Raw genomic sequence first — 24740 nt, 5'->3', positions numbered from 1 at the left:
ACGCGCCAACGCCAACCGACTCGCTGACGCGACTACAGGTACCGGCCGGACATACAACTGACCTACAAGCCCACACGGGTGCCGGACCGTCACGGTGGGACGCCCACCAGGAATCCGGACTGAACGAAGGTGTCGGTGCTCACGGGACACGACTGCGGCAACGGCCCTCCTCAGCCCGCGAGTCGGGGCGGGAGGGCCGTTGTGGCTCGGACCTATCAGGCGTCGTAGCGTCCGGCGCGGGCCTCCGTCACGAACGAGGCGAACGCCTCCAGGGTGAACATCAGCGCGGGACCGTTGGGGTCCTTGGAGTCGCGGACAGCTACCCCGTCGTACGCGGTCCGAGTCAGGTCAGCGGCCTCCACGCAGTTTCCTCCGTTGTCGCTGTGGGACGACTTGAACCAGTCAGCAACACTGGCAAGGACAGGAGCCGTCAGAGTGTGGGTCTCAATGCTCATGCGGTGATCTCTCGGGATAGTTGGTGCAGGAAATTCGGGGTTTCCTCTGGGGGGAGAGCAGACCGCGACAGTGCTTCGAAGCGCCGTGAGAATCGCCCGACCTCACGTGGCTTGTCGGCCATGGACACCACGCTCCAAGCGGTGTCCGCCTGGACCGTCGTCGGCAGGCTGTCGCCGAGATGCAGAATGGTGAAGTCGTGCACGGGCAGATACCCCCGCATCGTCTGTGGGAGCACCTGAACCGTCACGTTGGTGAGGCCCGCGAGCTTGATGATCTCTTCATACTGCTCGCGCATCACGTCGACTCCACCGACAACGTGGCGGAGTGCCGGTTCATAGAGGATCGCCCAGAACCTCGTCGGGTCTGAGTCGAGGGTCAGAGCCTCCTTCCTCTTCATCCGTACGCTCACGCTGTGGTCCACGAATTCACTCGTGGTCTCGTCGATCGCCTTGGCGATCTCATGACGTGCGCGCGCGTACTCCTCGGTCTGCAACAGTCCGGTGATGAGGTTTGGGTGATACGCCCGGATCTCTTGCGCCGCCGCCTCGATCCCCAGGAACCGCGGCATGCCCGAGTTCAGGTATGCGGTGTGAGGTGTCCACCACTCCTGACTGGCGGCGTCGCGCTGCGTCTCCACCAGTTTCTCGATGTCCTCTTCATCTGTAACGCCATACCGAGTGAGGAGCTTGCGCAGGTCACCGGCGCTACGCAGGTCTTGCAACCCGGTCTCGACCCGTTGAAGCTTCGCATGGCTGAACGCCATGCCTTCTACGGCCTCAGCGATGCTGAACCCTGCCTGTTTGCGTAGCTCGCGCAGCTCATGACCGAGCGCGACTCGGCGTGCCGTTGGTCTGTGCTGTGCCGCCATGTGCCCGCCTTCCTGGCCAACTTCCTGCTTTTCATGGCGATGTGCGCAGTGTCGCACTGGATTTGCTCAGTGCGACAGAGCATGTGCACGCGTTGGCATGTGCCATCTTTCGCCCAGTGAGTGAATCACTGTGGATTCACTTGCCGACTCATTGTGTCACCGGTCACCGTGAACGGGTCCTGGGAACCAGCCGGTTCAGCCTCTGCTGATCCACCGGTCCCCCTCATCCCGCATGCCCGAAGAACGAGGCGATGGCGATGACCACACCACAGCCAACACCGCGCACGGTCGCCCACTCGTGGTTGTCCGTCGGTGTCCGCGCGCTGGACGGCCACACCGGTCGCACCGGCGTGGTGCAGCTCCTCCAAGACGACCTGGGGGCGGTCCGTACCGAAGTGATAGACCACCCGACGCGCGTGCTGTTGCGACCCGTTGGCGGTGGCGAGCCCGCCTGGTGGGCGGCCGTGGCCGACCTGCGGCAGGCGGACCCCCGATGAGCGGCCACCAGGCATACGGACGCCCGTTGAGCCTGTTTCACCACGACCACCCGCTTCTCGGGCACCTCGTGCACGACACCCTGCACGACCTCACCGGCCGACTGACGGCCGTATGTCCCGAGGTCAACCCGGCGGCGTCACGGACCCTGACCGCCATCCCCGGGGACGGACCGCCGGTGGCGTGGCTCCGCCCGCCCCAAGGCGGCGGCCAGGAGTGGACCACCCCACTCGACCACATCCGGGAGCCCAAGCCGTGACCGTTCGCCACTCACCCACCCGCTGCCGGCCGGTTCGCCGATGCCGGCCGCCGGAGGGGGCGCTCCGCGCATCGCCGCGGCTCAGTACCTACTCCGCGGCAGCGCAGCTGTGCGCGATGCCGTCCAGGATGTCGTGCTCGCTCACCAGCACCTCCGGTACGTCCGCCCGCTCCATGACCGTCAGCAGCACGAGCGCGCCCGCGGCGATCACGTCGATCCGGCCCGGGTGCATCACGGGGATCGCGGCCCGTTCCGCGTGTGTGGAGCGCAGCAGCCGCTCGGAGATCGCGGCGACCCGCTGCCGGGTCAGTCGGGAGTGGTGGATCGCCGCGGCGTCGTAGGCGTCCAGCCCGAGGTCGATGCCGGCCACCGTGGTAACCGTACCGGCGAGGCCGACGAGCGTACGGGCCTCGGTGAGCGGCACCGTCTCGCCGGCCAGGTCCAGCGCCGCCTCGATGTCCGCCCGCATGGCACGGACCTGCTCGTCCGTCACCGGGTCGGCCAGCCGGTGCCGTTCGGTGAGCCGTACGCAGCCGATGTCGACCGAGCGCGCCGCGCGCACCGACGCGTCACCGAGCACGAACTCGGTGGAACCGCCGCCGATGTCGACCACCAGGTACGGCTTGTCGTACGAGCCTCCGGTGAGTTCCCGGGTGGCGCCGGTGAAGGAGAACGCCGCCTCCTGGTCACCGGTGATCACCTCCGGTTCGGTGCCGAGGATCTCGACGACGCCGCGCTGGAACTCCCGCCGGTTCTCCGCGTCCCGGGAAGCCGAGGTGGCGGCGAACCGGACCCGTTCGGCACCGAGTTCGCGGATGATCGCGGCGTACCGGCGGCAGGCGGCGAAAGTGCGCTCCAGCGCCTCGGGGGCGAGCCGGCCCGTACGGTCGACGTCCTGGCCCAGCCGGACGATCTCCATCCGGCGGTCCAGCGGGGTGAGTTCGCCGGTGTCCGGGTCGACGTCGGCGACCAGCAGGCGGATCGAGTTGGTGCCGCAGTCCACGGCGGCGACACGGGTCCGGCGGCTCATGACGCGTCCCCCTCCGTTCCGGGTGCCGACCCGGGGTCAGCGGTGGTGTCGGGTCGTACGCACGGCCCCTTGCGCCACCACTCGGGCAGCATGACCAACGCCTCGTCGCCCAGCGGGTTCACGCCGGGCCCGGCCACCAACGAGTGGGCGACCAGCACGTGCAGGCACTTCACCCGGTGCGGCATGCCGCCCGCGCTGGGGAAGCCCACCAGCTCCTCTATGGCGTCCCGCCGGGCCAGGTAGTCCTCGTGCGCCGCGCGGTACGCCGCGGCCAGCTCCGGGTCGTCGGCCAGCCGTGCGGTCATCTCCCGCATCACGCCGTCGGCCTCCAGGGTGCCGATGGCGGAGGCCGCCCGAGGGCAGGTCAGGTAGTACGTGGTGGGGAAGGGCGTGCCGTCGGGCAGCCGCGGTGCGGTCTCCACCACGTCCGGTTGGCCGCAGGGGCAGCGGTGCGCGATGGCGCGCAGGCCGCGCGGTGGGCGGCCGAGCTGCTGCTGGAAGGCCGCGATGTCCGCCGCGGTGGGCTCGGTGGGCTCGGTCTGGGGTGGCGGGGTGTCCATCGCTGTGGCTTCTCTTCGCTCGGTGGGCTGGCGGGCGGCTCTGCCGCGGGGGTACGCGGGCGTCGGCAGGTCATCCTGCCAGGGCGGCCGGGTCGTGGGGCGCGGGCTCGCACGGGCGCCGCGCTCGCACGGGCGCCGGGCTCGCACGGCTCGGGCGTGGCTCAGCCGCCGTCCGCCGAGTCGACCTCGTCCCAGAGGTTCTCGTACCACGGCCGGTCCGAACCGCCGTGGTCCTTCGGCGGCCGGATGCCCGCGCTGCCGTCCCGCATGACGTAGCTGACCTCGTCGGGGCGTACGAAGTGCAGGTGCCGCCGGGCCTGTTGCTCCACGTACGCCTCGTCCTGCCAGCGTGCCTTCAGCTCGCGCAGCTCACGCACCCGCTCCCGCGTCTCCTGGGCCTGCCGACGCTGGTCGTCGATCTCGGCGCGCTGCGAGACGTACTGCCGGAGCGGGTAGGCCAGCGCCACCACCAAGGAGCACACCACCACCGCGAGCAGCGCGGCCCGGCCGGTCAGCCGGCTGCGGCCGGGGGTGCGGATCCGGCGGTTCTGCGCGCGGTAGACCCGTTCGGCGGCCTGAGTGCCGAGTGTCCTGAGCCTGGTCGCGGTCGAGAACCGGTCCGCGGGCACGTCTCTCCCCTGTCGTCGCGTGCGCGCTGGCGCGTCCTGTACGGATGTCCCCGCCACCGTACGGGAACGGGGGCGGGGACATCCGTACCGAGTGCCGCATCAACCGCGACCGCCGCGTCAGCCACAGTGCGCTGATCGACCACGACCGGGGTCACCCGGCCACGCTCGGGCCGAGGGCGCCCTCAGTCCTTGTAGCGGGGGAAAGCCGCGCGGCCCGCGTACACCGCCGCGTCGTCCAGGATCTCCTCGATCCGCAGCAGTTGGTTGTACTTCGCCACCCGGTCGGAGCGGGCGGGGGCACCGGACTTGATCTGGCCGCAGTTGGTGGCGACGGCCAGGTCCGCGATGGTGACGTCCTCGGTCTCTCCGGAGCGGTGCGACATCATGCTCTTGAAGCCGCTGCGCTGGGCCAGTTCGACGGCGTCCAGGGTCTCGGTCAGCGAACCGATCTGGTTCACCTTCACCAGCAGGGCGTTCGCCGCCTTCTCCTCGATGCCACGGGAGAGCCGCTCGGGGTTGGTGACGAAGAGGTCGTCGCCGACGATCTGCACCTTCTCGCCCAGGGACGCGGTGAGGGCGCTCCAGCCGGCCCAGTCGTCCTCGAAGAGCGGGTCCTCGATGGAGACCAGCGGATACGCCGCCACCAGCTCCTCGTAGTACGCCGTCATCTCGGCGGCCGTACGGTTCTGGCCCTCGAAGACGTACGCGCCGTCCTTGTGGAACTCGGAGGCGGCGACGTCCAGGGCGAGCGCGATGTCCTGACCCGGCGCGTATCCGGCGTTGTTGATGGCCTCCATGATCAGGTCGAGGGCCTCGCGGTTGGAGCCGAGGTTCGGCGCGAAGCCGCCCTCGTCGCCCAGTCCGGTGGCCAACCCGCGCTGCTTCAGGACGCTCTTCAGCGCGTGGTAGACCTCGGCACCCCAGCGCACGGCCTCGGAGAAGGACTCCGCGCCGATCGGCGCGATCATGAACTCCTGGATGTCGACGTTGGAGTCGGCGTGCGAGCCGCCGTTCAGGATGTTCATCATCGGGACCGGCAGCTGGTGCGCGTTCGGGCCGCCGAGGTACCGGAAGAGGGGCAGGTCCGCGGACTCCGAGGCGGCGTGCGCCACGGCGAGGGACACGCCCAGGATGGCGTTCGCGCCGAGGGAGGACTTGTCGGCGGTGGCGTCCAGGTCGAACATCGCCTGGTCGATGAGCCGCTGCTCGGTCGCGTCGTAGCCGACGAGCTCCGGGCCGATCTGCTCGATGACGGCGAGTACGGCCTTCTCGACCCCCTTGCCGCCGTAGCGGCCGGGGTCGCCGTCTCGGAGTTCAAGGGCCTCGAAGGCACCGGTCGAAGCGCCGGACGGGACGGCAGCACGCCCGGTGCTGCCGTCGTCGAGGCCGACCTCGACCTCGACCGTGGGGTTGCCCCGCGAGTCGAGGATCTCGCGGGCTACGACGACGTCGATGGACGGCACTGGGGTCTCCTTCGTCTGTGTCTGGCTTCTGCACCCGAAGCCTAACCGTCTCGCACACCGATGCGTTTGTTCCGGTCATAAAGAAAACACTCCGCTGCGATGTGCCTCCGCGACGGAGTGTTCTCCTCGGGTCTCGGACTCCGGGTCGGGCTCAGGCACAGGTCCAGGCGTCCATGCCCTGCATGTCGGCCAGCCGTTCGGCGACCGCGCTCTGCTCGGACCTGGTCGCCAGGTCGGCGCGCGGGGCGTGGCGGGTGCCGCCCGCCGCCTCCCAGCTGGACTGGGAGAACTGGAGTCCGCCGTAGTGGCCGTTGCCGGTGTTGGCCTGCCAGTCGCCGCTCGACTCGCACCGGGCGATGGCGTCCCAGTCCGCCGAGGAGTCGGAGGCCGCGAACGCGCCGCCCGCCACCGCCAACGGCGCGACCAGGGCGAGCACGGCGGCGCCGGTGAAGCGGACGGCGCGCACGGTTCTGGTACGGGGGCGTGGATGACCGGACATCAATCGACCTTCCCTGGGCTCGGCTGCCCGTCGGAACCGCGAGCGGCGGCGGTCGAGCCTCGCCCCGGCTCCGTACGGGCCGCGTCTCCGGCCACGCGCGCCCGCCGTACGAGCGCGGCACTCGCGCACGGCCACCCGCCCCGCCCCGGCGTGGCCGCCTCGTGGTTCCGCTCCCAGCCGGCCAGCGAGCGCGTCACCAGATGCCACGGGCTGCTCCACGGCGACCCGATAAGTCGGGCCATCTGCGCGAATCGGTCATTTCGCGGAGATTCATATCACAGCCGCAACTGCTGCCCGGGGAGGATCAGATCCGGGTCCGAGCCCACCTCGTCGCGGTTCTTCTCGTACAGCGTTGTCCAACCGCCCTCGATCTCGAGGTCGGAGGCGATCGCGGAGAGCGAGTCGCCGTGCTGGACGCGGTAGTTGTCGCCGTCCCGTCGGTGCTCCCCGCCACCGCGCTGGCCGTCGTCACCGCGCGAGGGGTGCTCCGGCTCGGCGCGCTCCCGCTCGTCCGGCTGACCACGGTGCTTTCCGGTGCCCTCGCCACCGCGGGGCGGGGTCGGCGGGGCGGAGTCCGCACCGTCCGGTCGCTCGGAGGGCTCCGTGGAACCGTCCGGCTGGGACGGGCTGGGGGTGCCCGGCTCGGAGGGCGCGCTCGGCTCCGTGGACTCCGGGGGTTGGCTGGGCTCCGGGGGTTGGCTGGGCTCCGTAGGCTCGGCCGGCTCGGTGGACTCCGGGGGCTGGCTGGGCTCCGGCGACGCGGTCGGGTCCGAGGGCTCCGAGGGATCGCTGGGCTCCGGGCTCGGCGGGGCGTCTCCCGGCTGGTCCGGCTCGTCCGGCGCGCTGGGCGACTCGGTCGGCGACTCGGAACCGGGGTCCCCCTCCGTCCCGCCGTCCACGCCGCCGTCAGTGCCGTCGCCCGTCCCGTCCGTCAGGCCCGAGGTCGCGGAGCAGCTGGGCCAGGCGCTCGGCCCGCGCTCCGCCAGAATCTTGTCCGCGATGGTGATCTGCTGCGTACGGCTGGCCAGGTCCGGGCGCTCCGCGAACTCCGTACCGCCGTGCTCCTCCCACATGTCCAGGGTGAGTTGCAGCCCGCCGTAGTAGCCGTTACCGGAGTTGGAACTCCACAGACCGCCGCTCTCACACTCGGCGACTCGGTCCCAGGTACCCGGATCGGCGGCCTGTGCGGAGCCCACGCCCAACAACGGCATCGCGATACCCGCGCCCGTGACTCCCGCCGCCACGACGAAAGCGGGGGCTTGGCGGGGTCGTCGGTGCCGGCCGTTACCCGAACGCATGTGGTGTCCTACCTTCTTGGTGGCGTCTGCCCTACGACAGCTCGTCGGTGCTCGAACGTAGCGTCGAGCCGCGTCCGTCTCAAGCCAATGTCGCGTGGATCACGCGAAAGTAACGGGCAAACTGCGCAATCCACGCATGATGAGCCCGCCGCGCCAGCGCAAATCACCCGTATCCGCAGCAAGTTGGAGATCCGGCAGGCGGCGGAAGAGCGTACCGAGAGCCACCCGTCCCTCAAGTCGGGCCAGTGGGGCGCCGAGACAGTAGTGGATGCCGTGCCCGTAACCAAGGTGCTGGTTGTCCCGCCGCGCCAGGTCGAGTACGTCCGGCTGGTTGAACTTCGCGGGGTCCCGGTCCGCCGCCGCCAACACCACCAGCACCGGGTCCCCGGTGCCTATCCGCTGCCCGGCCAGCTCCACCGGCTCGGTGGCGAAGCGCCAGGTCGCCATCTCGACCGGGCCGTCGTACCGCAGCAACTCCTCCACCGAGGAGCCCAGTTCGCCCTCGTCACCGGCCTCCGCCGCGCGCTGGAACCGGGCACGCTGCGCCGGATGCCGCAGCAGCGCGAGCGTGCCGTTCCCGATCAGGTTGACGGTCGTCTCGAAGCCGGCGAAGAGCAGGATGAACGCCATGGCCGCGGCCTCGTTCTCGGACAGCTGCTCCCCGTGGTCGGACGCCCGGATCAGGTCGGAGATCAGGTCGTCGCCGGGCTCCAGCCGCTTACGGTGGATCAGTTCCGCCAGATAGCCGCGCATCTTCTTCACGGCACGCCCCACGCCGCCCCGCGGACCGCCACCGTGCCGGATCATCATGGCCGCCCAGTCCCGGAAGTCGTCCTGGTCCTGGGCGGGGACGCCGAGCATGTCGCAGATGGCGTAGATCGGCAGCGGGAACGCGAACTCGTGGATCAGATCCGACTCGCCGCGCTCCGCGAAGGCGTCGATCAACCGGTCGGTCAGCTCCCGCACCCGCGGCTCGAACGCGGCCACCCTGCGGGGCGTGAACGCCTGCGAGACCAGCCGCCGCAGCCGGGTGTGGTCCGGCGGGTCGATGTTGAGCAGGTGCGTCATCAGGTTCGCGCCGCGCTCACCGGGGATGCCCACCTTGCCCTTGCCGTGCGCCTGTTCGCTGTGCCGCCCGGGGTTCTTGCTGAGCCGCTGGTCCGCGAGCGCCTGGCGGGCGTCGGCGTACCGGGTGACCAGCCACGCCTCCACCCCGCTGGGCAGTTCGGTGCGTCGTACGGGCGCGTGCTGGCGCAGCCAGGCGTACGCGGGGTACGGGTCGGTCGCGAACTCCCAGCCGAAGAGCGCCGGCACCTCCGGCCCGGGGGATTCGGACCCGGGCGGCGACGGTCGTACGGACGCGGGTGGCGGTGTCGGCGCGGTGTTCTCCTCGTGCACGCCCCGACCGTATCCGGCGGCCGACCGGCCTCAGAGCACCGTGTCCGCCTCGTCCAGCCGGTCCAGCCAGCCGGTCACCAGCAGGTACTGGCCGAGGATGTAGCCCGCCATCACCAGCACCTCCTGCGTGGGGAACTCCACGCCGGCCGCCTGCAACCCGATCAGCAGGTCCGAGGCGAGGAACGATGTCGCCCCCACCGCCACGTCGCCGCCGACCCCGTACGCGGTGGCGCCCATCGCCGCGATCGCGAGGCTGTATCCCGCGACCGGAAGCCGGAGCCGCCGCTCCAGCGCCGGGGCGAGCGCGGCGTTCACCGCCGCCCACGCCGCGAGGCAGCCCACCGCCACACCCGGCCGGGCCCGCAGCCCGCGCAACCCGCCGACTCCGGCCAGGCCGGCGGTGTAGCTGACCTGGGTGCCCAGGAACGCGGCCATCCCGAGCAGGAACGCCGGCTCGTGCTCGTCCGCCAGCAGCGCCGCGTCCCCGGCGGTGGCGCAGCCGAGCCCCACGGTCAGCCGCCTGGGCAGCGGCCGCGCGCGGTCCGTACGCCGCCGTGCCGCGTACGCCGCCAGCGCCGGCATCAGCAGCGGCTTCGCGGCCCGTGCGGCGCCGCGCGGGGACCGGGCGGTCGCCAGCAGGTCGACGGTCGAGAGCGCGCCGTACGCCACCAGCGCCGCCCGGCCGTGGCCGTCGGGACGGGTCAGGGTGTCCGCGGCGGACCTGAGCGCGGCCACGGACCTGGACAGGGTGCGCGTACGGCAAGCGGTGATCGTCATGGCGGGCAGTCTGGCCAGCACTCCCGTCGAGGTCAACGGCGCTTGACCGCCAGCCGGCCGGAGGCCATGGTCACTCCAGCGGGAACTTCTTCGTCTCCAGTCGAAGTTCCATGCCCAGCGTGGTGAGGTCCAGATCCTCTCCGAACTTCACTGTCAGTTCGTTCTCGTACGTCTCACCGTTGGGACGTCCGAAGGCGTGGCACTTGCCGGTGTACGGATCGGCGATCAGATAGATCGGCACCTGGGCGGACGCGTACACCTCGCACTTGGGGCCGTAGTCGTTACCCCTGGTCTGTCGGGAGATGACCTCGACCACCAACTCGACATCCTGATAATTCACCGAATCGGACTCATCAGCATCCGCCGTATCTGAGAGCTTCAGCAGATCCGGGGAAAAACTGTTGCCACGGCCCGGCAAGGGCAACAGAACATCCGAAAGCGTGTTGGCCTCTTCACCAAAGGTCCTCTTCAATTGAAGGAGCACCAACTCGATGATCCTCCAGTGCTTCTTCCGCCGCGGCGACACGACGACGGCCCCTCCCACGATCTCGGCCTTGTAGCCCTCGGGGATCGTCATCTGCTCCAGGAGCGCCAGCTGCTCGTCCAGTCCAGATGGGTCAGCCTCGGCCATGTCGATCCTGTCGGACATCTCGATGGTCACCGTGCCGCTCCTCCCCGCCGTGCGGGTTCGCGCAGCCGCGCGGTACAACGATACGTCCGGTCACCGGTTACGGCGTCGTGCGCGCCGGTCCCTCCGCCGCCCGGATCGCGTCCCGGTAGGCGCGGGCCGCCGCCCGCAGCGCGGTCTCCGGGTCGATGCCGGCCGCCTCCGCCCGTACGGCCATGGCCAGCAGCTCGTACCCGGGCCCGGGCTCGTCCGGCGGCGACACGTCCAAGCCGGCGGTACGGGCGCGCGAACCCAGCTTGGCGGCGAGCGCCAGGGCGGGCTGGTCGATCGGGACGCCCTCGGTCACCGAGTCGCGCCGCTTCTCGTCCGCCTTGGTCCGCAGCCAGTGCGCCTTGACGTCCTCCGGGGTCGCCGCGGACTCGGCGCCGAAGACGTGCGGGTGGCGCCCGATCAGCTTCTCCACGATGGTGGCGGCGACATCGTCCACGGAGAACGGCTCCTCCGGGTCGTCCTCGGCGATCCGGGCGTGGAAGACGACCTGTAGCAGGACGTCCCCCAGCTCCTCGCGCAGCGACTCGCGGTCCCCCGCCTCGATCGCCTCGACCAGCTCGTACGCCTCCTCGATGCCGTACTTCGCCAGGTCCTCGTGGGTGCGTACGCCGCTCCACGGGCAGTCGGCCCGAATCTGGTCCATCACCTCGACGAGGTCGAGCAGCCGGGCGCCCGGCAGGTCGTACGAGCCGGGGAGCAGCTCGAGCCGCGGCATCCGCTCCCGCCCGGAACCGGCCAGGGCCGCCAGCCCGTCCGTGAGCCGTCGCTCACCCTCGGCCGCCGCGACGACGACCAGGGTGCGGGCCGGCACGGCGGTCTCAGCGGCGGGCTCGCCGGCGGGCTGGCCTCCGGCAGCGGGATCAGCACCCGTGCCGGCGGCGGGGTCGGCGAGGCAGGCGTCGACCAGTTCCCGCGCGCTCGGCGCGGCCACCTCGACCGGGACGCCCGCCTCACGCAGGTACGGCAGCAGCGGATGCTCGGCGTCCGCGCAGAGCACCCGGTCCGCGGCGTGCAGCGCCTGCCAGGCGGGCCAGGACAGCAGCCCGGGCGGCACCCGGTGGCTGGTGGTGAGCAGGACGATACGCGGCTGGGGGTCGGACCGCTGCTGCCCGGCGGGCTGCTCAGCGGGCCGTTCGACGGAGTGCGGCACGCGTACGAAGCTAACCCACCACGGCCCTCCCGCGGCGCGGGCCGGTCAGGTGCCGAGCTGCTGTTGCTGCTGGAGCTGCTCCTGCTGGCGCTTCTTCTTGGTGAGGTCGTTCAGCCAGGGAGTCTCCTGCTCGGCGAGGGTGGCCTTCCGCGCGTCCCACTCGCCGTACCGCGGGTTCACGTCGATGTTCATCTTCTCCGACACCTTGGTGAGCTGGTCGGAGAGAGCCTTGTTGCCCTGCGGGGTCCGCAGGTCGTGGCCGGACTTCTCGGCGATCTCCTGCACCGCCACCTGCAGCCAGATCCAGTCGTCGATCCCCGAGGACGCCACCCCCTGTTGTTGCAGCAGCGTGGCCTCCATCCGCTGGGCGCCGCCGGGCTGCTTCTCGAACTGCTCCCGGGCCTGCTGCACCTCCCGCCGGGTCACCGTGACCCCGGCCTCGTCGGCGGCCTGGCGTACGACCCGCTCACGGATCATGCCGTCCAGCTTGGCCCGGGTCAGCTGACCGGACCGCTGGATCAGCTCCTCGCCCTGCGGAGAGGCCCGCTGAGCGTCCCGCACCGCGCCGACCTGGGACTGGAGCGCGGCCATGGTGATCCGGTCGCCGTCCACTACGGCGGCGGCCCCCGGCCGAGCGTCACTGCCGCACCCGGTGAGCAACGGCGCGGCGACAGCGAGCGCGACGGCGGTGGAGACGGTGAGGGCGGACCTACGGCGATTCATGCGGCCTCCCGGCGGCGCGGTGCGATGGTGGTACGAGACTTGGCGATGATCGATGTTAGGTACTGGGACGTGGCCTTGACCACTGGTTCGGTGGTTTCGGCGGTTTCCGGGGACGTGCGGAAGGGCGTACGGAGCGACGTACGGCACCGATCGGCCGGGCTCAGCCGGCTCATGCCGGTCCATGCCGGCTCAGGAGTCCAGCACGCTCGTCAGGAACTCCCCCGTCCAGGCCAGCAGTTCCCGCCCCACCACCGGCTGCCCGCCGATGGTCGCCGGCTTCGGCCGCGGCACCAGCACCTGCTGCGTCGCCGACTTGATCACCGAGCGCGGGTACAGCCGCTTCAGCCGCAGCTCCTGCGACTCCCGCAGCTCCACCGGGCTGAACCGGATGTTGTTGCCCTGCAGCGTGATGTCCGTGACCCCGCAGGAGCGCGCGAGCATCCGCAGCCCGGCGACCAGCAGGAGGTTCTCCACCGGCTCCGGCAGCGGGCCGTACCGGTCGGCCAGCTCCTCCCGCGCCGCGACGATGTCGTCCTGCGAGGCGGCCGAGGCGATGGTGCGGTACGCCTGCAACCGGAGCCGCTCGCCCGGCGCGTAGTCGTGCGGGACGTGCGCGTCCACCGGCAGTTCGACCTTCACCTCCAGCGGCGGCTCCTCCACCTCACCGCCGCCCTCCTCCAGCGCGGCGCGGTAGTCGGCCACGGCCTCGCCGACCATGCGGACGTACAGGTCGAAGCCCACGCCCGCGATGTGCCCGGACTGTTCACCACCCAGCAGATTGCCCGCGCCACGGATCTCCAGGTCCTTCATGGCGACGTACATACCGGCACCCATCTCGGTGTGCTGGGCGACGGTGGCGAGCCGCTCGTGCGCGGTCTCGGTCAGCGGCTTCTCCGGCGGGTAGAGGAAGTACGCGTACCCCCGGTCCCGGCCGCGACCCACCCGGCCGCGCAGCTGGTGCAGTTGGGACAGGCCGAAGTTGTCGCCGCGCTCGACGATCAGCGTGTTGGCGTTCGAGATGTCGATGCCGTTCTCCACGATCGTGGTGGACACCAGGACGTCGAAGCGCTTCTCCCAGAAGTCCACCACCACCTTCTCCAACGCCGACTCCGACATCTGGCCGTGTGCCGTGGCGATCCGCGCCTCCGGCACGATCTGCCGCAGCCGCGCCGCCGCCCGGTCGATGGACTCCACCCGGTTGTGGATGTAGAAGACCTGGCCCTCGCGCAGGAGTTCCCGCCGGATCGCGGCACCGATCTGCCGGTCCTCGTACGGGCCGACGAAGGTCAGCACCGGGTGCCGCTCCTCCGGCGGAGTGGTGATCGTGGACATCTCGCGGATGCCCGTGACCGCCATCTCCAGGGTGCGCGGGATGGGGGTGGCGGACATGGTCAGCACGTCCACGTTGGCCCGCAGCTTCTTCAGCTGCTCCTTGTGCTCGACGCCGAAGCGCTGCTCCTCGTCGACGATGACCAGGCCCAGGTCCTTGAAGCGGGTGTCCGTGGAGAACAGCCGGTGGGTGCCGATGACCACGTCCACCGAACCGTCCCGCAGCCCCTCCACCACCGCCTTGGACTCGGTGTCCGACTGGAAGCGGGAGAGCGCCCGCACCCGGACGGGGAACTGGCCGTACCGCTCGGTGAAGGTACTGAAGTGCTGCTGCACCAGCAGCGTCGTCGGCACCAGCACCGCGACCTGCTTGCCGTCCTGCACCGCCTTGAAGGCCGCCCGCACCGCGATCTCGGTCTTGCCGTATCCGACGTCCCCGCAGATCAGCCGGTCCATCGGCACGGACTTCTGCATGTCCTCCTTGACCTCGCCGATGGTGGTGAGCTGGTCCGGCGTCTCGGCGTACGGGAAGGCGTCCTCCAGCTCCCGCTGCCAGGGGGTGTCCGGCTCGAAGGCGTGCCCGGGGGCGGCCATCCGCGCGGAGTACAGCTTGATCAGGTCGCCGGCGATCTCCTTGACCGCCTTCTTCGCGCGCGCCTTGGTCTTCGTCCAGTCCGCTCCGCCGAGCCGGTGCAGCGAGGGCTGCTCGCCGCCGACGTACTTGGTGATCTGCTCCAGCTGGTCGGTCGGTACGAACAGCCGGTCGCCGGGCTGGCCACGCTTGGCCGGGGCGTACTCCACGAGGAGGTACTCGCGGGTGGCTCCCTGGACGGTGCGCTGGACCATCTCGACGTAGCGGCCGACGCCGTGCTGTTCGTGCACGATGTAGTCGCCTGGTTCGAGCGTGAGCGGGTCGATGGTCTTACGGCGCCGGGCCGGCATCCGGCCGGCCTCCTTGCTGGCCGCCTTCTGCCCGGTCAGGTCGGTCTCCGTGAGCACCGCGAGCTTCAGCCGGTCGTCGACGAAGCCGCCGTCCAGCGAGCCGCGGGCGACCCGCACCACACCGGAGCCGAGTTCGGTCAGCTCCGGGTCCAGCCGCGCGGGGATGTCCTCGCCGCCGAGCACCTCCACCATCCGCGCGCCGGTGCCCTGGCCCTCGGTGACGTAGACACACCTCCAGCCGTCCGCGAGCCATCCCTTGGTGTCCGCCAGCGCCCGCGCGGTGTCGCCGCGGTACGCCTCGGGCGCGCGCATGCCGAGCCGCAGCACGTCATCCCCGGAGCCGTCCGGCCCGCCGAGGTCGTCACCGGGCGCGGCCGGGTCGACGGGCTCCCCGTCCACCGCGAACGGGCTGATGGACCACCACAGCATGCCCAGTTCGCGGGCGTGCTCCCGGATGTCGGCGATGCCCCACAGCGAGGCGGCCCCCACATCGATGGGCGCCTCGCCACCACCCGCGGTGGCCGCCCACGACGCCTCCAGGAACTCCTGACTGGTGGCGACCAGGTCCGCGGCCCGGGTACGCACCCGCTCCGGATCGCAGACCACCGCCATGCTGCCGGCGGGCAGCACGTCCAGCAGCAGCTCCATCTCGTCCACCAGCACCGGGGCCAGCGACTCCATGCCCTCCACCGCGATGCCCTCGGCGATCCGGCCCAGCAGTTCGCCCAGCTCCGGGTGCCGCTCGGCCAGGGCGGCGGCCCGCTCCCGTACGCCCTCGGTCAGCAGCAGCTCGCGGCAGGGCGGCGCCCACAGCCCGTGCTCAGCGACCTCGAGGGAACGCTGGTCGGCGACGCGGAAGTAGCGGATCTCCTCGATCTCGTCGCCCCAGAACTCCACCCGCAGCGGATGCTCCTCGGTGGGCGGGAAGACGTCGAGGATGCCGCCCCGGACCGCGAAGTCCCCGCGGTTCTCCACCAACTCCACGCGGTTGTACGCGGCGCCGGCCAACCCGTCCACGATCTGCTCCAGGTCCACCTCCTGGCCCTGCCGCAGCGCCACCGGGGTCAGCTCGCCCAGGCCCTTGACCTGCGGTTGCAGCACGGAGCGTACGGGCGCGACCACCACCTGGACGGGCCCGGTCGACGGGTCGTCCGCCTCCGGGTGCGCCAGCCTGCGCAGCACCGCGAGGCGCCGGCCGACGGTGTCGCTGCGCGGCGACAGCCGCTCGTGCGGCAGGGTCTCCCAGGACGGGTAGTCCACGACGCCGTCCGGCGGCAGGAACGACCGCAGCGCCGCGGCCAGGTCCTCCGCCTCCCGACCGGTCGCCGTCACCGCGAGCACCGGGGCGGTGGCCTTCCGGGCGAGCGCGGCGATGGCGATGGGGCGCGCGGCAGGCGGGCCGACCAGGTCGACATGGTGCCGGTTGCCGGCGCCGGCCGCGGCCACCGCCTCGGCCAACGCGGGGTTGTCTACGGCGGCGTCGAGCAGGCCGGTGAGGCTCATGAGGGGTTTTCCGTCCCGATGACTGGAGGTGGGCAACACGACGATCCCGACGCGCGCGCGAGCCGGGGGTTCGGCCTCCAGCGTACGACTCGGGACGGACAGCCCGCCGCGGTCACCTCGTCACTCGGATCGAGCACGGCCATCAGGGTGCTGGGGCACATTGCCAGTCGGGTCGCGACCGGGCGCTGGGAGGTTCCCGGGACGGGTGCGCATCTCGTCACCGCACGCGCCGTGACGCAGCGCTACCCCGACCTGAAGATCGGCCCGACAGACGCGATGAACGCCGTACTGGCCAAAAATCTCGCACCAGCAACCTGCTGACCATCAACAGGAAGAACTTCCGCGCCGTGCAGCCCCTGACACCGCACGACGCGTTCCGCCTGCTCCCGGATGACGGGTAGGGAGCGGCCACGCGCGGGACGTCCGGTGGGGGACGCGGCATAGGACAACACGCACGGGAAGCGAGTCGGGCGAAGGCGAGAGTCCACGCCGGCCGCGCGCCGATCCGGGCGCCGGGACGTGGGCTCTCGCCGCTTCAGCCGCTACCGCCGCGTCACTCCGTGGCGATCGCCCGGAGTACGTTCATCCGCCCCGCCCGGAAGGCCGGTACCAGCGCGGCCACCAGGCCGACCAGCGCCGAACCGGCGAAGACCAGGCTGATCGTCGACCACGGGATCTCCAGCACCGTCAGCCCCTCCAGGGCCAACAGCCGCTGCGCCGTGGCCCCCCAGCCCATGCCCAGTCCGAGGCCCAACAGCGCGCCGAACAGCGCGATCACGACCGACTCCAGCCGCACCATCCGGCGCAGCTGCCGCCGGGAGAGGCCGATGGCCCGCATCAGGCCGATCTCCCGGGTGCGCTCGACGATGGACAGCGCGAGGGTGTTCACCACGCCCAGGATCGCGACGACGATCGCCAGCGCCAGCAGCCCGTAGACCATGTTCAGCATCTGCCCGACCTGGTCCCGCAGGTTCTGCTTGAAGTCCGCCTGGTCCCGCACCTGGTACTGCGGGTACGGCTCCATCGCCTCCTTCAGCGCCGCGTACGCCGCGTCCTCCTGCCCGTCCTTCGCCGAGCCGAACATGATGAGGTTCAGCGGCAGTTCACCCTGGGGGAGGTACTTCTGGGCGGTGGCCGTGCTGGTGTAGAAGGCGCCCCGGTCCACCGTACCGTCACTGGAGGTGATGGCTCGTACGGTCAGCCGCGCGGTCTCGCCCTTCTCGAAGCCCACGGACAGCGTGTCGCCCACGCCCAGGTCGTGCTTCCGCGCGAACGCCTGGTCCACGGACATCGAGTCCCGGTCGTAGGCGTCGGCGAGTTCCCCGGCTACGGTCTCCACCCGCAGGTCCTCGGCGTAGGTGGGCGAGGCCGCGATGAGGTCCTTGGCCCCGGTCCTCTCCCCCTCGGCGGTACGCACCTCGGCCGGCACCACCCGGTAGTCGGTGAGGTGGGCCAACTCCGGGATGTCCCGCATCCGCTCGGCCGCGTCCGGGGTGATCAGCTGCCCGGAGTTGGACTCCACGATGAAGTCCGCGCCGACCGACTTGTCCAGCTCCTCCGTGGCCGAGGCGACCATCGAGGAACCGACCACGGACAGACAGGCGACCAACGCCAGCCCGATCATCAGGGCGGCCCCGGTGGCACCCGTACGCCGTGGGTTGCGCAGCGCGTTCCGCTCGGCGAGCCGGCCCACCGGCCCGAACAGCCGCAGAACGATCAGGCTGAGCCCCCGTACGAGCACCCCGGCCAGCAACGGGCCCACGACCACGAAGCCGACCAGGCTCAGCAGCACCCCCAGGCCCAGGAACAGCGCGCCCTCGGACGCCTCGTCCACCCGCGCGGCCAACACCAGGGCGGTCGCCCCGGCACCGGCCAGCAGTACGCCCAGCACGCCGCGCAGGACGCTGGCGCGGCCGTCCGCGGGGGTGCCCGCGTCCCGCAGCGCCGCCATCGGGGAGATCTTGCCGGCACGGCGCGCCGGCAGGTAGGCGGCCAGCACCGTGACCAGGATGCCGAGCAGCAGACCGATCACCGGGGTAGTGAACTTGACGGTCAGCTCGGAGGTGTTCAGCTCCATGCCCATGCCGCCCATGAGCTCCATCAGCCCGACGGCCAGCCCCACACCGGCCCCGACCCCGAGCACCGAGCCGATCACGCCGAGCAGCAGCGCCTCGACCAGCACCGAGCGGTTGACCTGCTTGCGACTGGAGCCGAGCGCGCGCATGAGCCCGATCTCCCGGGTGCGCTGGGCGACCAGCATGGAGAAGGTGTTCACGATCAGGAAGACGCCGACCAGCAGCGCGATCCCGGCGAAGCCGAGCATCGCGTACTTCATCACGTCCAGGAACGAGCCCATGTCGTCGGCGCTGGAGGCAGCGGTCTCCTCCTGGGTCTCGTAGGTGAAGGCGTCGGGTCCGCCGAGTGCCCGCTGGACGTTCCGCTTCAGCAGCTCGTGCGTGACGTTGCTGTCCGCGGCCACCGCGATTCCGGTGTACGCGCCGGTGTCCCCCAGCAGGAACTCCTGCGCCGTCCCGGTGTCGAAGTAGACGACCGCGGCGCCGGGGTTGGTGACCTCGAAGGCGGCGATGCCGCTGATCTTCGCGGTGCGTTCGCCGGTGGCCGCGATGGTGCGCAGTTCGTCGCCCAGCCGCAGGTGGTGCTTCTCGGCGGTGTCGGCGTCCACCATGATCTCGGTCGGCCCGCGGGGCGCGTGTCCGGAGGTGATCTCCATGTACGCGCGCTCGTGGTCGTTCCAGTTGCCGGCGATGGTCGGCGCGCCGGTGGTCGAGCCCATGTTCTCGTTCGCGTCGTTGACGACCGTCACGCTCGAGCTGGTCACCACCCCGTCCGCGGACCGTACGCCGTCCGCCCGCGCGGTCTTCGCCAGCGCCTCGGCGGGCAGCGTCGCGGGCTTGCCGGTGCCGGACTGCCCGGCGCCCTCCGTGCCCTCGGCGCCCTCCTTCTCCTTCGGGGAGACGGTCACGTCCGCCGAGGTGGAGGCGAAGAGCTTGTCGAAGGTGGCGTTCATGGTGTCCGTGAACACCAGGGTGCCGCAGACGAAGGCGACCGAGAGCAGCACCGCGATCGCGCTGAGGAGCATTCTGCCCTTGTGCGACAGGAAGCTGCGCAGGGAGTTTCGGAGGACGGTCACGACACCCTCCCGAAGGTGTCGAAGTGCTTCATCCGGTCGAGCACGGCCTCGGCGGAGGGGCGCAGCATCTCGTCCACGAGTCGGCCGTCGGCGAGGTACAGCACCCGGTCCGCGTACGAGGCGGCGACCGGGTCGTGGGTGACCATCACGATCGTCTGGCCCAACTCGTCGACGGACTGCCGCAGGAAGCGCAGCACCTCCGCGCCGGCCCGGGAGTCCAGGTTTCCGGTGGGTTCGTCACCGAAGATGATCTCGGGTCGGGCCGCCAGTGCCCGGGCCACCGCGACCCGCTGCTGCTGGCCGCCGGACAGCTGGTTGGGGCGGTGCTTGAGGCGCCCGCCGAGACCGACGGTCTCCACGACGCGTCCCAACCACTCCTTGTCCACCCGGCGCCCGGCGATGTCCATCGGGAGCGTGATGTTCTCGGCGGCGTTCAGGGTGGGCAGCAGGTTGAACGCCTGGAAGATGAAGCCGATCCGGTCCCGGCGCAGCCGGGTCAGCTTCTTGTCCTTGAGCTTGGTGATCTCCTGGTCACCGACCCAGATCTCACCCTCGCTGACGGTGTCGAGACCGGCCAGGCAGTGCATCAGGGTCGACTTGCCGGAGCCGGAGGGTCCCATGATGGCGGTGAAGGCGCCGCTCGCGATGTCCACGTCCACCCGGTCCAGCGCGAGGACGCGGGTCTCCCCCGCGCCGTACGCCTTGACGACCCGCCGTCCTGCGGCGGCGACGGCCACGCGACCTCCGTTGGCCCCCGTCGTGGGTTGCGTTAGTGCCGTTGTCACTGTCTTCTCCTCAGCCACTGGTTCGAGACCACGGGACTGTCCCTCCCGTACGCACGGGACGCTCGTCCCGTACGCCACTGAGCTTGTCCGAGCGGGGAGGGGCACGGCGATGGTGCTGATCGCCGAGTGTGGCCGGGGGTTTGCCCTACCCCGGCCCTGTGGTGGCCCCGTACGAAGAGGCTATGAAGGGGAGTTGGCCGGCACGTCCTGCGCGAGCACGAACAGCACCCGGGGGAGTCCCGGAGCGCGTCCCCTACGGGATCGCTGGTGCGGGCTCAGCCGGGGCTCCAGTGCCAGGGAACGGTCCGCTTCCCTCGTCCGGGTGAGCGGGGCTGCTTCCCGAGCCGGTCGGTCGGCCGCGGGTCTACCCTCCTGGCGTGCCGAAGACGATCAGTGGACCCCGGTACGGGACTGGGTGCGCTGCCCCCGCGCGGCACTCCAGCGCCGGCGTGCCCCATGCTCCCCGCGCACTCCCGGGCCGCCGTCACAGAGGCGTCAGCCGCACCGGCCGTACGCCGCCGATCAGCGTCGTCAGTCCGGCGTCCACGCCCGCGCCCAAGTACCAGTCCCCGGTGTGGTCCAGGGCGTAGACGCGGCCCACCGCGTCGATCGCGAGCAGCGCCGAGTCATCCGCCTCGGCGCCCAGCGGGGCGAGTCGCGTGTCGAGCGCCTGACCGAGATCGCCGAGCGTACGGGCCGCGTGCAGGCCGGCGAGCGGATCGAGCCGGAGTTTCCTCGGCGCGAGGTCGCGGCCCGGCGCCGTGGGGGAGATCTCCAAGCCGCCGAACTCCGCCCACGCCTCCACCACCGCCGGGAACACCGCGTGCCGGTGCCCGCCATCCGAGGTGTGGTCGCGCAGGGTGTCGGCCCAGACCTCGGCCTGCCGCATGTCCCAGCGGCCGGGACGCCAACCGGCTGCCCGGAGCGCCTCGTCGACGGCGTCCGGGAAGCGGCCCGCGGATGCACGCTGGTATGCCGCGGTCAACTGGCCTCCTCCTGGGGGACGGCGACGGTACGCACCCCGAAGTGCTCCAGCAGCGGCGCGCAGGAGTGGCAGGGCGGGGCGAAACTGCCGTGCAGCGGGTCACCGTGCTCGCGGATGCGCCGGGTCGTCAGCTTGGCGTGCTTGAGGGTGCGTTTGGCTTCACCGTGGGACAGCGGCTTCCGGCCTCGCTTCTTGCGTGAGCGGGACGCCTCCGCGCTGCTGAGCACCTGGGAGAGGAGTACTGCCTCTGGGCAGCGGCCCGCCTGTCGTGCCCGTTGGTCGGGGCCCAGGGTGTCGAGGAAGTCGCGTACGAGGGGATGCAGTTCGGTGCCTCGCCCGGTCTTGCTGCCGGTGCAGGTGTGTGTCTCGCCTCGCACCGACAGGGCCGCCGCGACCGCGGGCAGGATGCCGTCCCTGCGGCGCCGTAGGAAGGGTGCGGCGAGTTCGCCGTCGGACGGCGCGTCGGACGGTGAGTCGGATCTCCCCGCCGAGCCCGTACGTACGTCCGGTGCGGGTGCCGTGGTGCCGCCGCCGGGCTCCGCGGGCTCGGCCGCGTCGGTGGCGTGCGGGGAGTCGGTGGCTCTCCGCTGGCTCGCGTCCGGGGCGGCCAAGTCGTCCGGAGCCGTGCCGCCGTCCGAGGCCGTGTCGTATCGCCGCCAGCCGAGCCGGGGGTCTCCGGCGCTGCTGGCCTCGGCCTCGCCCTGCCAGATCGCTGTATGTGATGTCATGTGCATGGTGGTGCGTTTCCTCCCCGCGATCTCCGCGTGGAGATCCGCGCCAAGTATGCAGGGGAAGTGTGCAAGGGGGTGGCACTTACCCTCCAGTCACACCAACATCAGAGCTGCCCCCATCCCAACAGGAGTTGGACAAATGCTCAGCACTTCCCTACGGCGCGCGCTCGCCGCCGCGGTAGCCGTCCCGGCACTCGTCCTGTCCTCCGCGGCGTGCGGCAGCGGCGACGACGGCGGCGGCGACGGCAAGAAGAGGTCCGGCGGAACCAGTGGCGGCAGCGAGAGCGACGGCGGAGGTGAGGACTCCGAGGCGAAGCCGCTGACCAAGGCGCAGCTCAAGAAGGCCCTGTTGAAGACCGGCGACCTCAAGGGATACAAGAGCACCCCCAAGGACGAGGTCTTCGGGACCGAGGAGAAGGTGCAACCCGACCCGTCGGAGTGCGAACCGCTCACCGACAGCGCGGACGCCGAGCCGAAGTACTCGCGCTCGGCGTACGAGGCCACGGCCGTGTCGCCCGCCGGGAAGAGCATCAGCGCAAACGTCCACCAGGTGCTGCTGTCCTCGTACGCCGAAGGCGAGGCCAGCAGCTGGCTGGACGAGATGCACGGCGCGCTGGAGTCCTGCCAGAACTTCACCATGAAGGTCGAGGGCAAGCCCGCCACGTTCCAGATCACCAAGGGGCAGCAGGTCGGCATCGGCGATGACGCCGTGCAGTACACCATGGAGAACAAGACGAAGGGCGAGGGCGTCCCGATGACCTTCACGGTGATTCGCTCCGGCGCCAACACGGCCACCTTCACCTCGGTCGCCCTCTCCGGCGACCCGAAGCCGCCGCCGGAGAAGCTGCTCACCACGCAGTACGAGAAGCTCGCCGCCGCGGGGGCGTGAGAGCGTCCGGCAGTGGGTGAGCGACACTGTGCTGGGCGTACGCCGACGCCCTCCTGATCCCACTCGTCCACTGCCGGACGCTCTCAGCCCGCTCACCCTGCCACCCCCGGACCCGACGTGATCCGAGGGCGGCAAGCATGTGCGGCAATGACTGGCCATCGCCCTAGCGCATATTCTGTCCGGGACAGCCAGCATCAGCAGGGGGCTACCGCCATGACGACAGGTCGGCTCGGACAGCACGCCGCGCCACCGAACACGGCCTACGCCGGGCAGGCCGTGCGATTCCCGGACCCGGTCCGAGCCGCTCGGCATCCCGGCGGCGTACGCGTGGACGAGCACGGGTTCCCGGACTTCTCGCCGTACGCCTGCGCGGCCGCGGAGATCGCCGAGCCACCGGACGGCTTCGGCGGCGACGAGCTGCGGCTCACCGACTTCGTGTCGGCGAACGCCGCGCTACACGCCTCCGGCCACGCGATGTGGACGAACCTCCCCGCAGTCGCCACCCCGCACGGCTGGACCTGGCACCACGTTGCCCGTTCCCGCCGGATCGAGCTGGTCCCGGTCGAGGTCAAGGCACTGCTGCGGCATCACGGCGGGCTCGCGACCACCCCGGTGGACCACGGCAAGCGCGGCACTCGGGAGCTGCAGGAGACCAGGCCCGCCCACTTCCGGCTGCCCGCCGGCGAGTCCGTCAGCGAGCAGCGGGTCGTGGACATCGAGGAGCGGCTGGGTTACCGGCTGCCCGGGGCGTACCGCGGCTTCCTGAAGGCCGCCGGCGGCTGTGCCCCCCGCGGGGTGGCGCTGGACGCCGAGTTGGGCCTGCTGGTCGACCAGCCGTTCTTCACGGTGCGGGACGAGCCGGCGGTCGACGACCTCGTGTACGTCAACAAGTGCCTGCGCGACCACTTCAGCAAGGACTACCTCAGCGTCGCCTTCGTCCAGGGCGGCATCATCGCCGTGAAGGTACGGGGCGAGCGGATCGGCTCGGTCTGGTTCTGCGCGTACGACGACGTACGGGACCGGGACGGCATGAGCACCGAGGAGCGCTTGGACACGCTGTTGCGGCCGTGCGGCGCCGACTTCGACGACTTCCTGCGGAGACTCGCGGGCAGCCCCCCGGAACTGGAGACCGTGGCGAATCTGATGGTGGACGGCGGCTTCGCGCGCGCCGTCCCGGTGGAGAGGTGATCGCGATGGTGACCTTGGCACAGGCGCAGGAGCGGGCCGAGCAGTGGGTCAACTCCGGCGTGCCGGGCTATCAGCAACGCGACGTGCGCGTGCAGGAGTTCGGCCTGGGCTTCGTCGCCTGGGCGGAGGACCGGCCAGGCGGCCCGGTCTCGGACGGTGCCGGCAGCCGGCTGGTCATCGCCCGGGAGAGCGGGGAGGCCACACTCTGGCCAGCGCTGCCCGTCGAGGACGTGATCCGGCACTTCGAGCGCGAGTACGGCGCCAACGCCAGCCCCCAGCAACCCGCGCCCGGCCCGCAGCGGCTGGACCTGGAGGCCACCTCCTTCCTGCTGACGCCACCGGACTGGCTGCAGCAGGCCGCGGACCAGATGGGCGTCCCGGACAACCGTCCCGGTCACGGCGCGGCGGCCGGGGCGAGCGGCGGGCCCGGCTCCTCGGCCGGGGGAAGCCCCTGGGACGCCACGGACACCAGCGGTGGGGGCGGGGCCCAGCAGCCGTCCGCCACCGTGTTCGCACCGCCGATCAGCGGAAGCGACGCGGACGACACACCGCCTCCCCCGCCCAGTTCCCGCTCGGAGGCGAAGACCGAGCTGATGCCGGAGGGGAGCGCGCTGCCGAATACGGCCATCACACCGGCGCTCGGCGACAACCGGCCGAGTCCCTCGGCGGCGGGCGCGCCACCCGTACCACCGCAGGGGCCGCCGGCCGGCTCCGGGGACACGGGCAGTTCAGGCGGCGGCTCCGGCGGCGGCGCCGGGGGCGTACACGCCGCCGCCACCATGCTCGCCGGCCCCAGCACCCCACCACCCGGCACACCAGGGGCGCCCCCCGCGCCCGGAGCACCACCCCCAGCCCCCGGCACACCACCACCCGGCACCGGCGGCTCCGGCGGCGGCGCCGGGGGCGTACACGCCGCCGCCACCATGCTCGCCGGCCCCAGCACCCCACCACCC

Annotated in this window: 23 protein-coding genes and 1 pseudogene; 6 read left to right on the top strand and 18 right to left on the bottom strand. The window is 71.3% G+C overall.

The features are described 5' to 3' along the window. Positions 1-215: 215 nt before the first annotated feature. Positions 216-455 (bottom strand): DUF397 domain-containing protein, encoded by a 240-nt coding sequence (locus AN216_RS03395; protein ID WP_070195082.1) that lies wholly within the window; start codon positions 453-455, stop codon positions 216-218. Continuing rightward, positions 452-1324 (bottom strand): helix-turn-helix domain-containing protein, encoded by an 873-nt coding sequence (locus AN216_RS03390; protein WP_079166208.1) that lies wholly within the window; start codon positions 1322-1324, stop codon positions 452-454. Before AN216_RS03390 ends, AN216_RS03395 begins: the two co-directional genes overlap by 4 nt. 257 nt (positions 1325-1581) lie before the next feature. Here AN216_RS03390 and AN216_RS03385 point away from each other — a divergent pair, with 257 nt between their 5' ends. Continuing rightward, positions 1582-1821 (top strand): hypothetical protein, encoded by a 240-nt coding sequence (locus AN216_RS03385; RefSeq protein WP_139140845.1) that lies wholly within the window; start codon positions 1582-1584, stop codon positions 1819-1821. A 26-nt stretch (positions 1822-1847) separates the two neighbouring features. Then, positions 1848-2078, top strand: a complete 231-nt coding sequence (locus AN216_RS03380) for a hypothetical protein (RefSeq protein ID WP_244502298.1) — start codon at positions 1848-1850, stop codon at positions 2076-2078. 88 nt (positions 2079-2166) lie between these two features. On the opposite strand, the gene AN216_RS03375 is transcribed toward AN216_RS03380, so the two are convergent. The 12 genes from AN216_RS03375 to mfd form a co-directional block, all read right to left on the bottom strand. Continuing rightward, positions 2167-3108, bottom strand: coding sequence for a Ppx/GppA phosphatase family protein (locus tag AN216_RS03375; RefSeq protein ID WP_070195078.1), 942 nt, complete (start codon positions 3106-3108; stop codon positions 2167-2169). Next, positions 3105-3668, bottom strand: a complete 564-nt coding sequence (locus tag AN216_RS03370; RefSeq protein ID WP_070195077.1) for a DUF501 domain-containing protein — start codon at positions 3666-3668, stop codon at positions 3105-3107. The genes AN216_RS03375 and AN216_RS03370 overlap by 4 nt, the downstream gene beginning before the upstream one ends. 161 nt (positions 3669-3829) lie before the next feature. Further along, positions 3830-4297, bottom strand: a complete 468-nt coding sequence (locus AN216_RS03365) for an FtsB family cell division protein (RefSeq protein ID WP_070195076.1) — start codon at positions 4295-4297, stop codon at positions 3830-3832. A 182-nt stretch (positions 4298-4479) separates the two neighbouring features. Then, entirely contained in the window at positions 4480-5760 is a 1281-nt protein-coding gene (gene eno / locus AN216_RS03360; RefSeq protein WP_070195075.1) for a phosphopyruvate hydratase, read from the bottom strand. Positions 5761-5911: 151 nt separating this feature from the next. Beyond that, positions 5912-6259 (bottom strand): transglycosylase family protein, encoded by a 348-nt coding sequence (locus AN216_RS03355; RefSeq protein WP_079166207.1) that lies wholly within the window; start codon positions 6257-6259, stop codon positions 5912-5914. 275 nt (positions 6260-6534) lie between these two features. Beyond that, positions 6535-7557: a LysM peptidoglycan-binding domain-containing protein gene (locus tag AN216_RS30590; RefSeq protein ID WP_070195074.1), complete on the bottom strand. Its 1023-nt coding sequence runs from the start codon at positions 7555-7557 to the stop codon at positions 6535-6537. A gap of 99 nt (positions 7558-7656) precedes the next feature. Further along, the gene (locus tag AN216_RS03345) at positions 7657-8955 is read right to left on the bottom strand and encodes a cytochrome P450 family protein (protein WP_070195073.1); all 1299 of its coding nucleotides are present in this window, start codon (positions 8953-8955) and stop codon (positions 7657-7659) included. Positions 8956-8985: 30 nt separating this feature from the next. Beyond that, the gene (locus AN216_RS03340; protein ID WP_070195072.1) at positions 8986-9732 is read right to left on the bottom strand and encodes a lysoplasmalogenase; all 747 of its coding nucleotides are present in this window, start codon (positions 9730-9732) and stop codon (positions 8986-8988) included. A gap of 70 nt (positions 9733-9802) precedes the next feature. Beyond that, a complete protein-coding gene (locus AN216_RS03335; RefSeq protein ID WP_070195071.1) occupies positions 9803-10393 on the bottom strand; it encodes a Uma2 family endonuclease in 591 nt (196 codons plus the stop codon). Between the two features lie 67 nt (positions 10394-10460). Continuing rightward, a complete protein-coding gene (locus tag AN216_RS03330; RefSeq protein WP_070195105.1) occupies positions 10461-11492 on the bottom strand; it encodes a nucleoside triphosphate pyrophosphohydrolase in 1032 nt (343 codons plus the stop codon). A 114-nt stretch (positions 11493-11606) separates the two neighbouring features. Continuing rightward, positions 11607-12284 carry a SurA N-terminal domain-containing protein gene (locus AN216_RS03325; protein WP_070195070.1) on the bottom strand — a complete coding sequence of 226 codons (678 nt, stop codon included), beginning with the start codon at positions 12282-12284 and terminating at the stop codon, positions 11607-11609. A 189-nt stretch (positions 12285-12473) separates the two neighbouring features. After that, on the bottom strand, positions 12474-16058 hold the full coding sequence (gene mfd, locus AN216_RS03320; RefSeq protein WP_070195069.1) for a transcription-repair coupling factor: 3585 nt from the start codon (positions 16056-16058) through the stop codon (positions 12474-12476). 18 nt (positions 16059-16076) lie between these two features. On the opposite strand from mfd, the gene AN216_RS28550 reads away from it, so the two are divergent. Continuing rightward, positions 16077-16379 (top strand): hypothetical protein, encoded by a 303-nt coding sequence (locus AN216_RS28550; RefSeq protein WP_139140844.1) that lies wholly within the window; start codon positions 16077-16079, stop codon positions 16377-16379. Positions 16380-16611: 232 nt separating this feature from the next. Here the strand turns inward: AN216_RS28550 and AN216_RS03315 are convergent, their stop codons facing one another. The 4 genes from AN216_RS03315 to AN216_RS30780 all read right to left on the bottom strand — a co-directional run bounded on the left by AN216_RS03315 (position 16612) and on the right by AN216_RS30780 (position 21590). Then, positions 16612-19209 (bottom strand): ABC transporter permease, encoded by a 2598-nt coding sequence (locus tag AN216_RS03315; protein WP_070195068.1) that lies wholly within the window; start codon positions 19207-19209, stop codon positions 16612-16614. Beyond that, a complete protein-coding gene (locus AN216_RS03310; protein ID WP_070195067.1) occupies positions 19206-19994 on the bottom strand; it encodes an ABC transporter ATP-binding protein in 789 nt (262 codons plus the stop codon). Before AN216_RS03310 ends, AN216_RS03315 begins: the two co-directional genes overlap by 4 nt. A gap of 484 nt (positions 19995-20478) precedes the next feature. Next, positions 20479-20979, bottom strand: a complete 501-nt coding sequence (locus tag AN216_RS03305; RefSeq protein WP_070195066.1) for an SUKH-3 domain-containing protein — start codon at positions 20977-20979, stop codon at positions 20479-20481. Then, complete coding sequence (locus AN216_RS30780) at positions 20976-21590, bottom strand: YwqJ-related putative deaminase (protein ID WP_420855681.1); 615 nt, start codon at positions 21588-21590, stop codon at positions 20976-20978. The genes AN216_RS03305 and AN216_RS30780 overlap by 4 nt, the downstream gene beginning before the upstream one ends. A gap of 259 nt (positions 21591-21849) precedes the next feature. Between AN216_RS30780 and AN216_RS03295 the strand changes: the two genes are divergently transcribed. From AN216_RS03295 to AN216_RS29025, 3 genes and pseudogenes are all read left to right on the top strand, one after another. Beyond that, positions 21850-22599, top strand: a complete 750-nt coding sequence (locus tag AN216_RS03295) for a sensor domain-containing protein (protein ID WP_070195065.1) — start codon at positions 21850-21852, stop codon at positions 22597-22599. A gap of 213 nt (positions 22600-22812) precedes the next feature. Continuing rightward, complete coding sequence (locus tag AN216_RS03290; protein ID WP_070195064.1) at positions 22813-23787, top strand: SMI1/KNR4 family protein; 975 nt, start codon at positions 22813-22815, stop codon at positions 23785-23787. 5 nt (positions 23788-23792) lie between these two features. Beyond that, positions 23793-24740, top strand: a pseudogene (locus AN216_RS29025) (SUKH-4 family immunity protein); the annotation flags it as partial.

The sequence above is a fragment of the Streptomyces oceani genome (assembly GCF_001751245.1).
GTDB lineage: Bacteria > Actinomycetota > Actinomycetes > Streptomycetales > Streptomycetaceae > Streptomyces > Streptomyces oceani.
Note: the sequence above shows the minus strand (reverse complement) of the source record. Positions and strands in the feature narration are given on the sequence as shown.

Excerpts from the sequence above, each read along its gene's own strand:
- AN216_RS03295 (WP_070195065.1), top strand. The coding sequence starts at position 21,850 with ATGCTCAGCACTTCCCTACGGCGCGCGCTCGCCGCCGCGGTAGCCGTC.
- AN216_RS03390 (WP_079166208.1), bottom strand. The coding sequence starts at position 1,324 with ATGGCGGCACAGCACAGACCAACGGCACGCCGAGTCGCGCTCGGTCAT.
- mfd (WP_070195069.1), bottom strand. The coding sequence starts at position 16,058 with ATGAGCCTCACCGGCCTGCTCGACGCCGCCGTAGACAACCCCGCGTTG.
- AN216_RS03375 (WP_070195078.1), bottom strand. The coding sequence starts at position 3,108 with ATGAGCCGCCGGACCCGTGTCGCCGCCGTGGACTGCGGCACCAACTCG.
- AN216_RS28550 (WP_139140844.1), top strand. The coding sequence starts at position 16,077 with ATGACTGGAGGTGGGCAACACGACGATCCCGACGCGCGCGCGAGCCGG.
- AN216_RS30590 (WP_070195074.1), bottom strand. The coding sequence starts at position 7,557 with ATGCGTTCGGGTAACGGCCGGCACCGACGACCCCGCCAAGCCCCCGCT.
- AN216_RS03325 (WP_070195070.1), bottom strand. The coding sequence starts at position 12,284 with ATGAATCGCCGTAGGTCCGCCCTCACCGTCTCCACCGCCGTCGCGCTC.
- AN216_RS03395 (WP_070195082.1), bottom strand. The coding sequence starts at position 455 with ATGAGCATTGAGACCCACACTCTGACGGCTCCTGTCCTTGCCAGTGTT.
- AN216_RS03355 (WP_079166207.1), bottom strand. The coding sequence starts at position 6,259 with ATGTCCGGTCATCCACGCCCCCGTACCAGAACCGTGCGCGCCGTCCGC.
- AN216_RS03370 (WP_070195077.1), bottom strand. The coding sequence starts at position 3,668 with ATGGACACCCCGCCACCCCAGACCGAGCCCACCGAGCCCACCGCGGCG.
- AN216_RS03290 (WP_070195064.1), top strand. The coding sequence starts at position 22,813 with ATGACGACAGGTCGGCTCGGACAGCACGCCGCGCCACCGAACACGGCC.
- AN216_RS03340 (WP_070195072.1), bottom strand. The coding sequence starts at position 9,732 with ATGACGATCACCGCTTGCCGTACGCGCACCCTGTCCAGGTCCGTGGCC.
- AN216_RS03385 (WP_139140845.1), top strand. The coding sequence starts at position 1,582 with ATGACCACACCACAGCCAACACCGCGCACGGTCGCCCACTCGTGGTTG.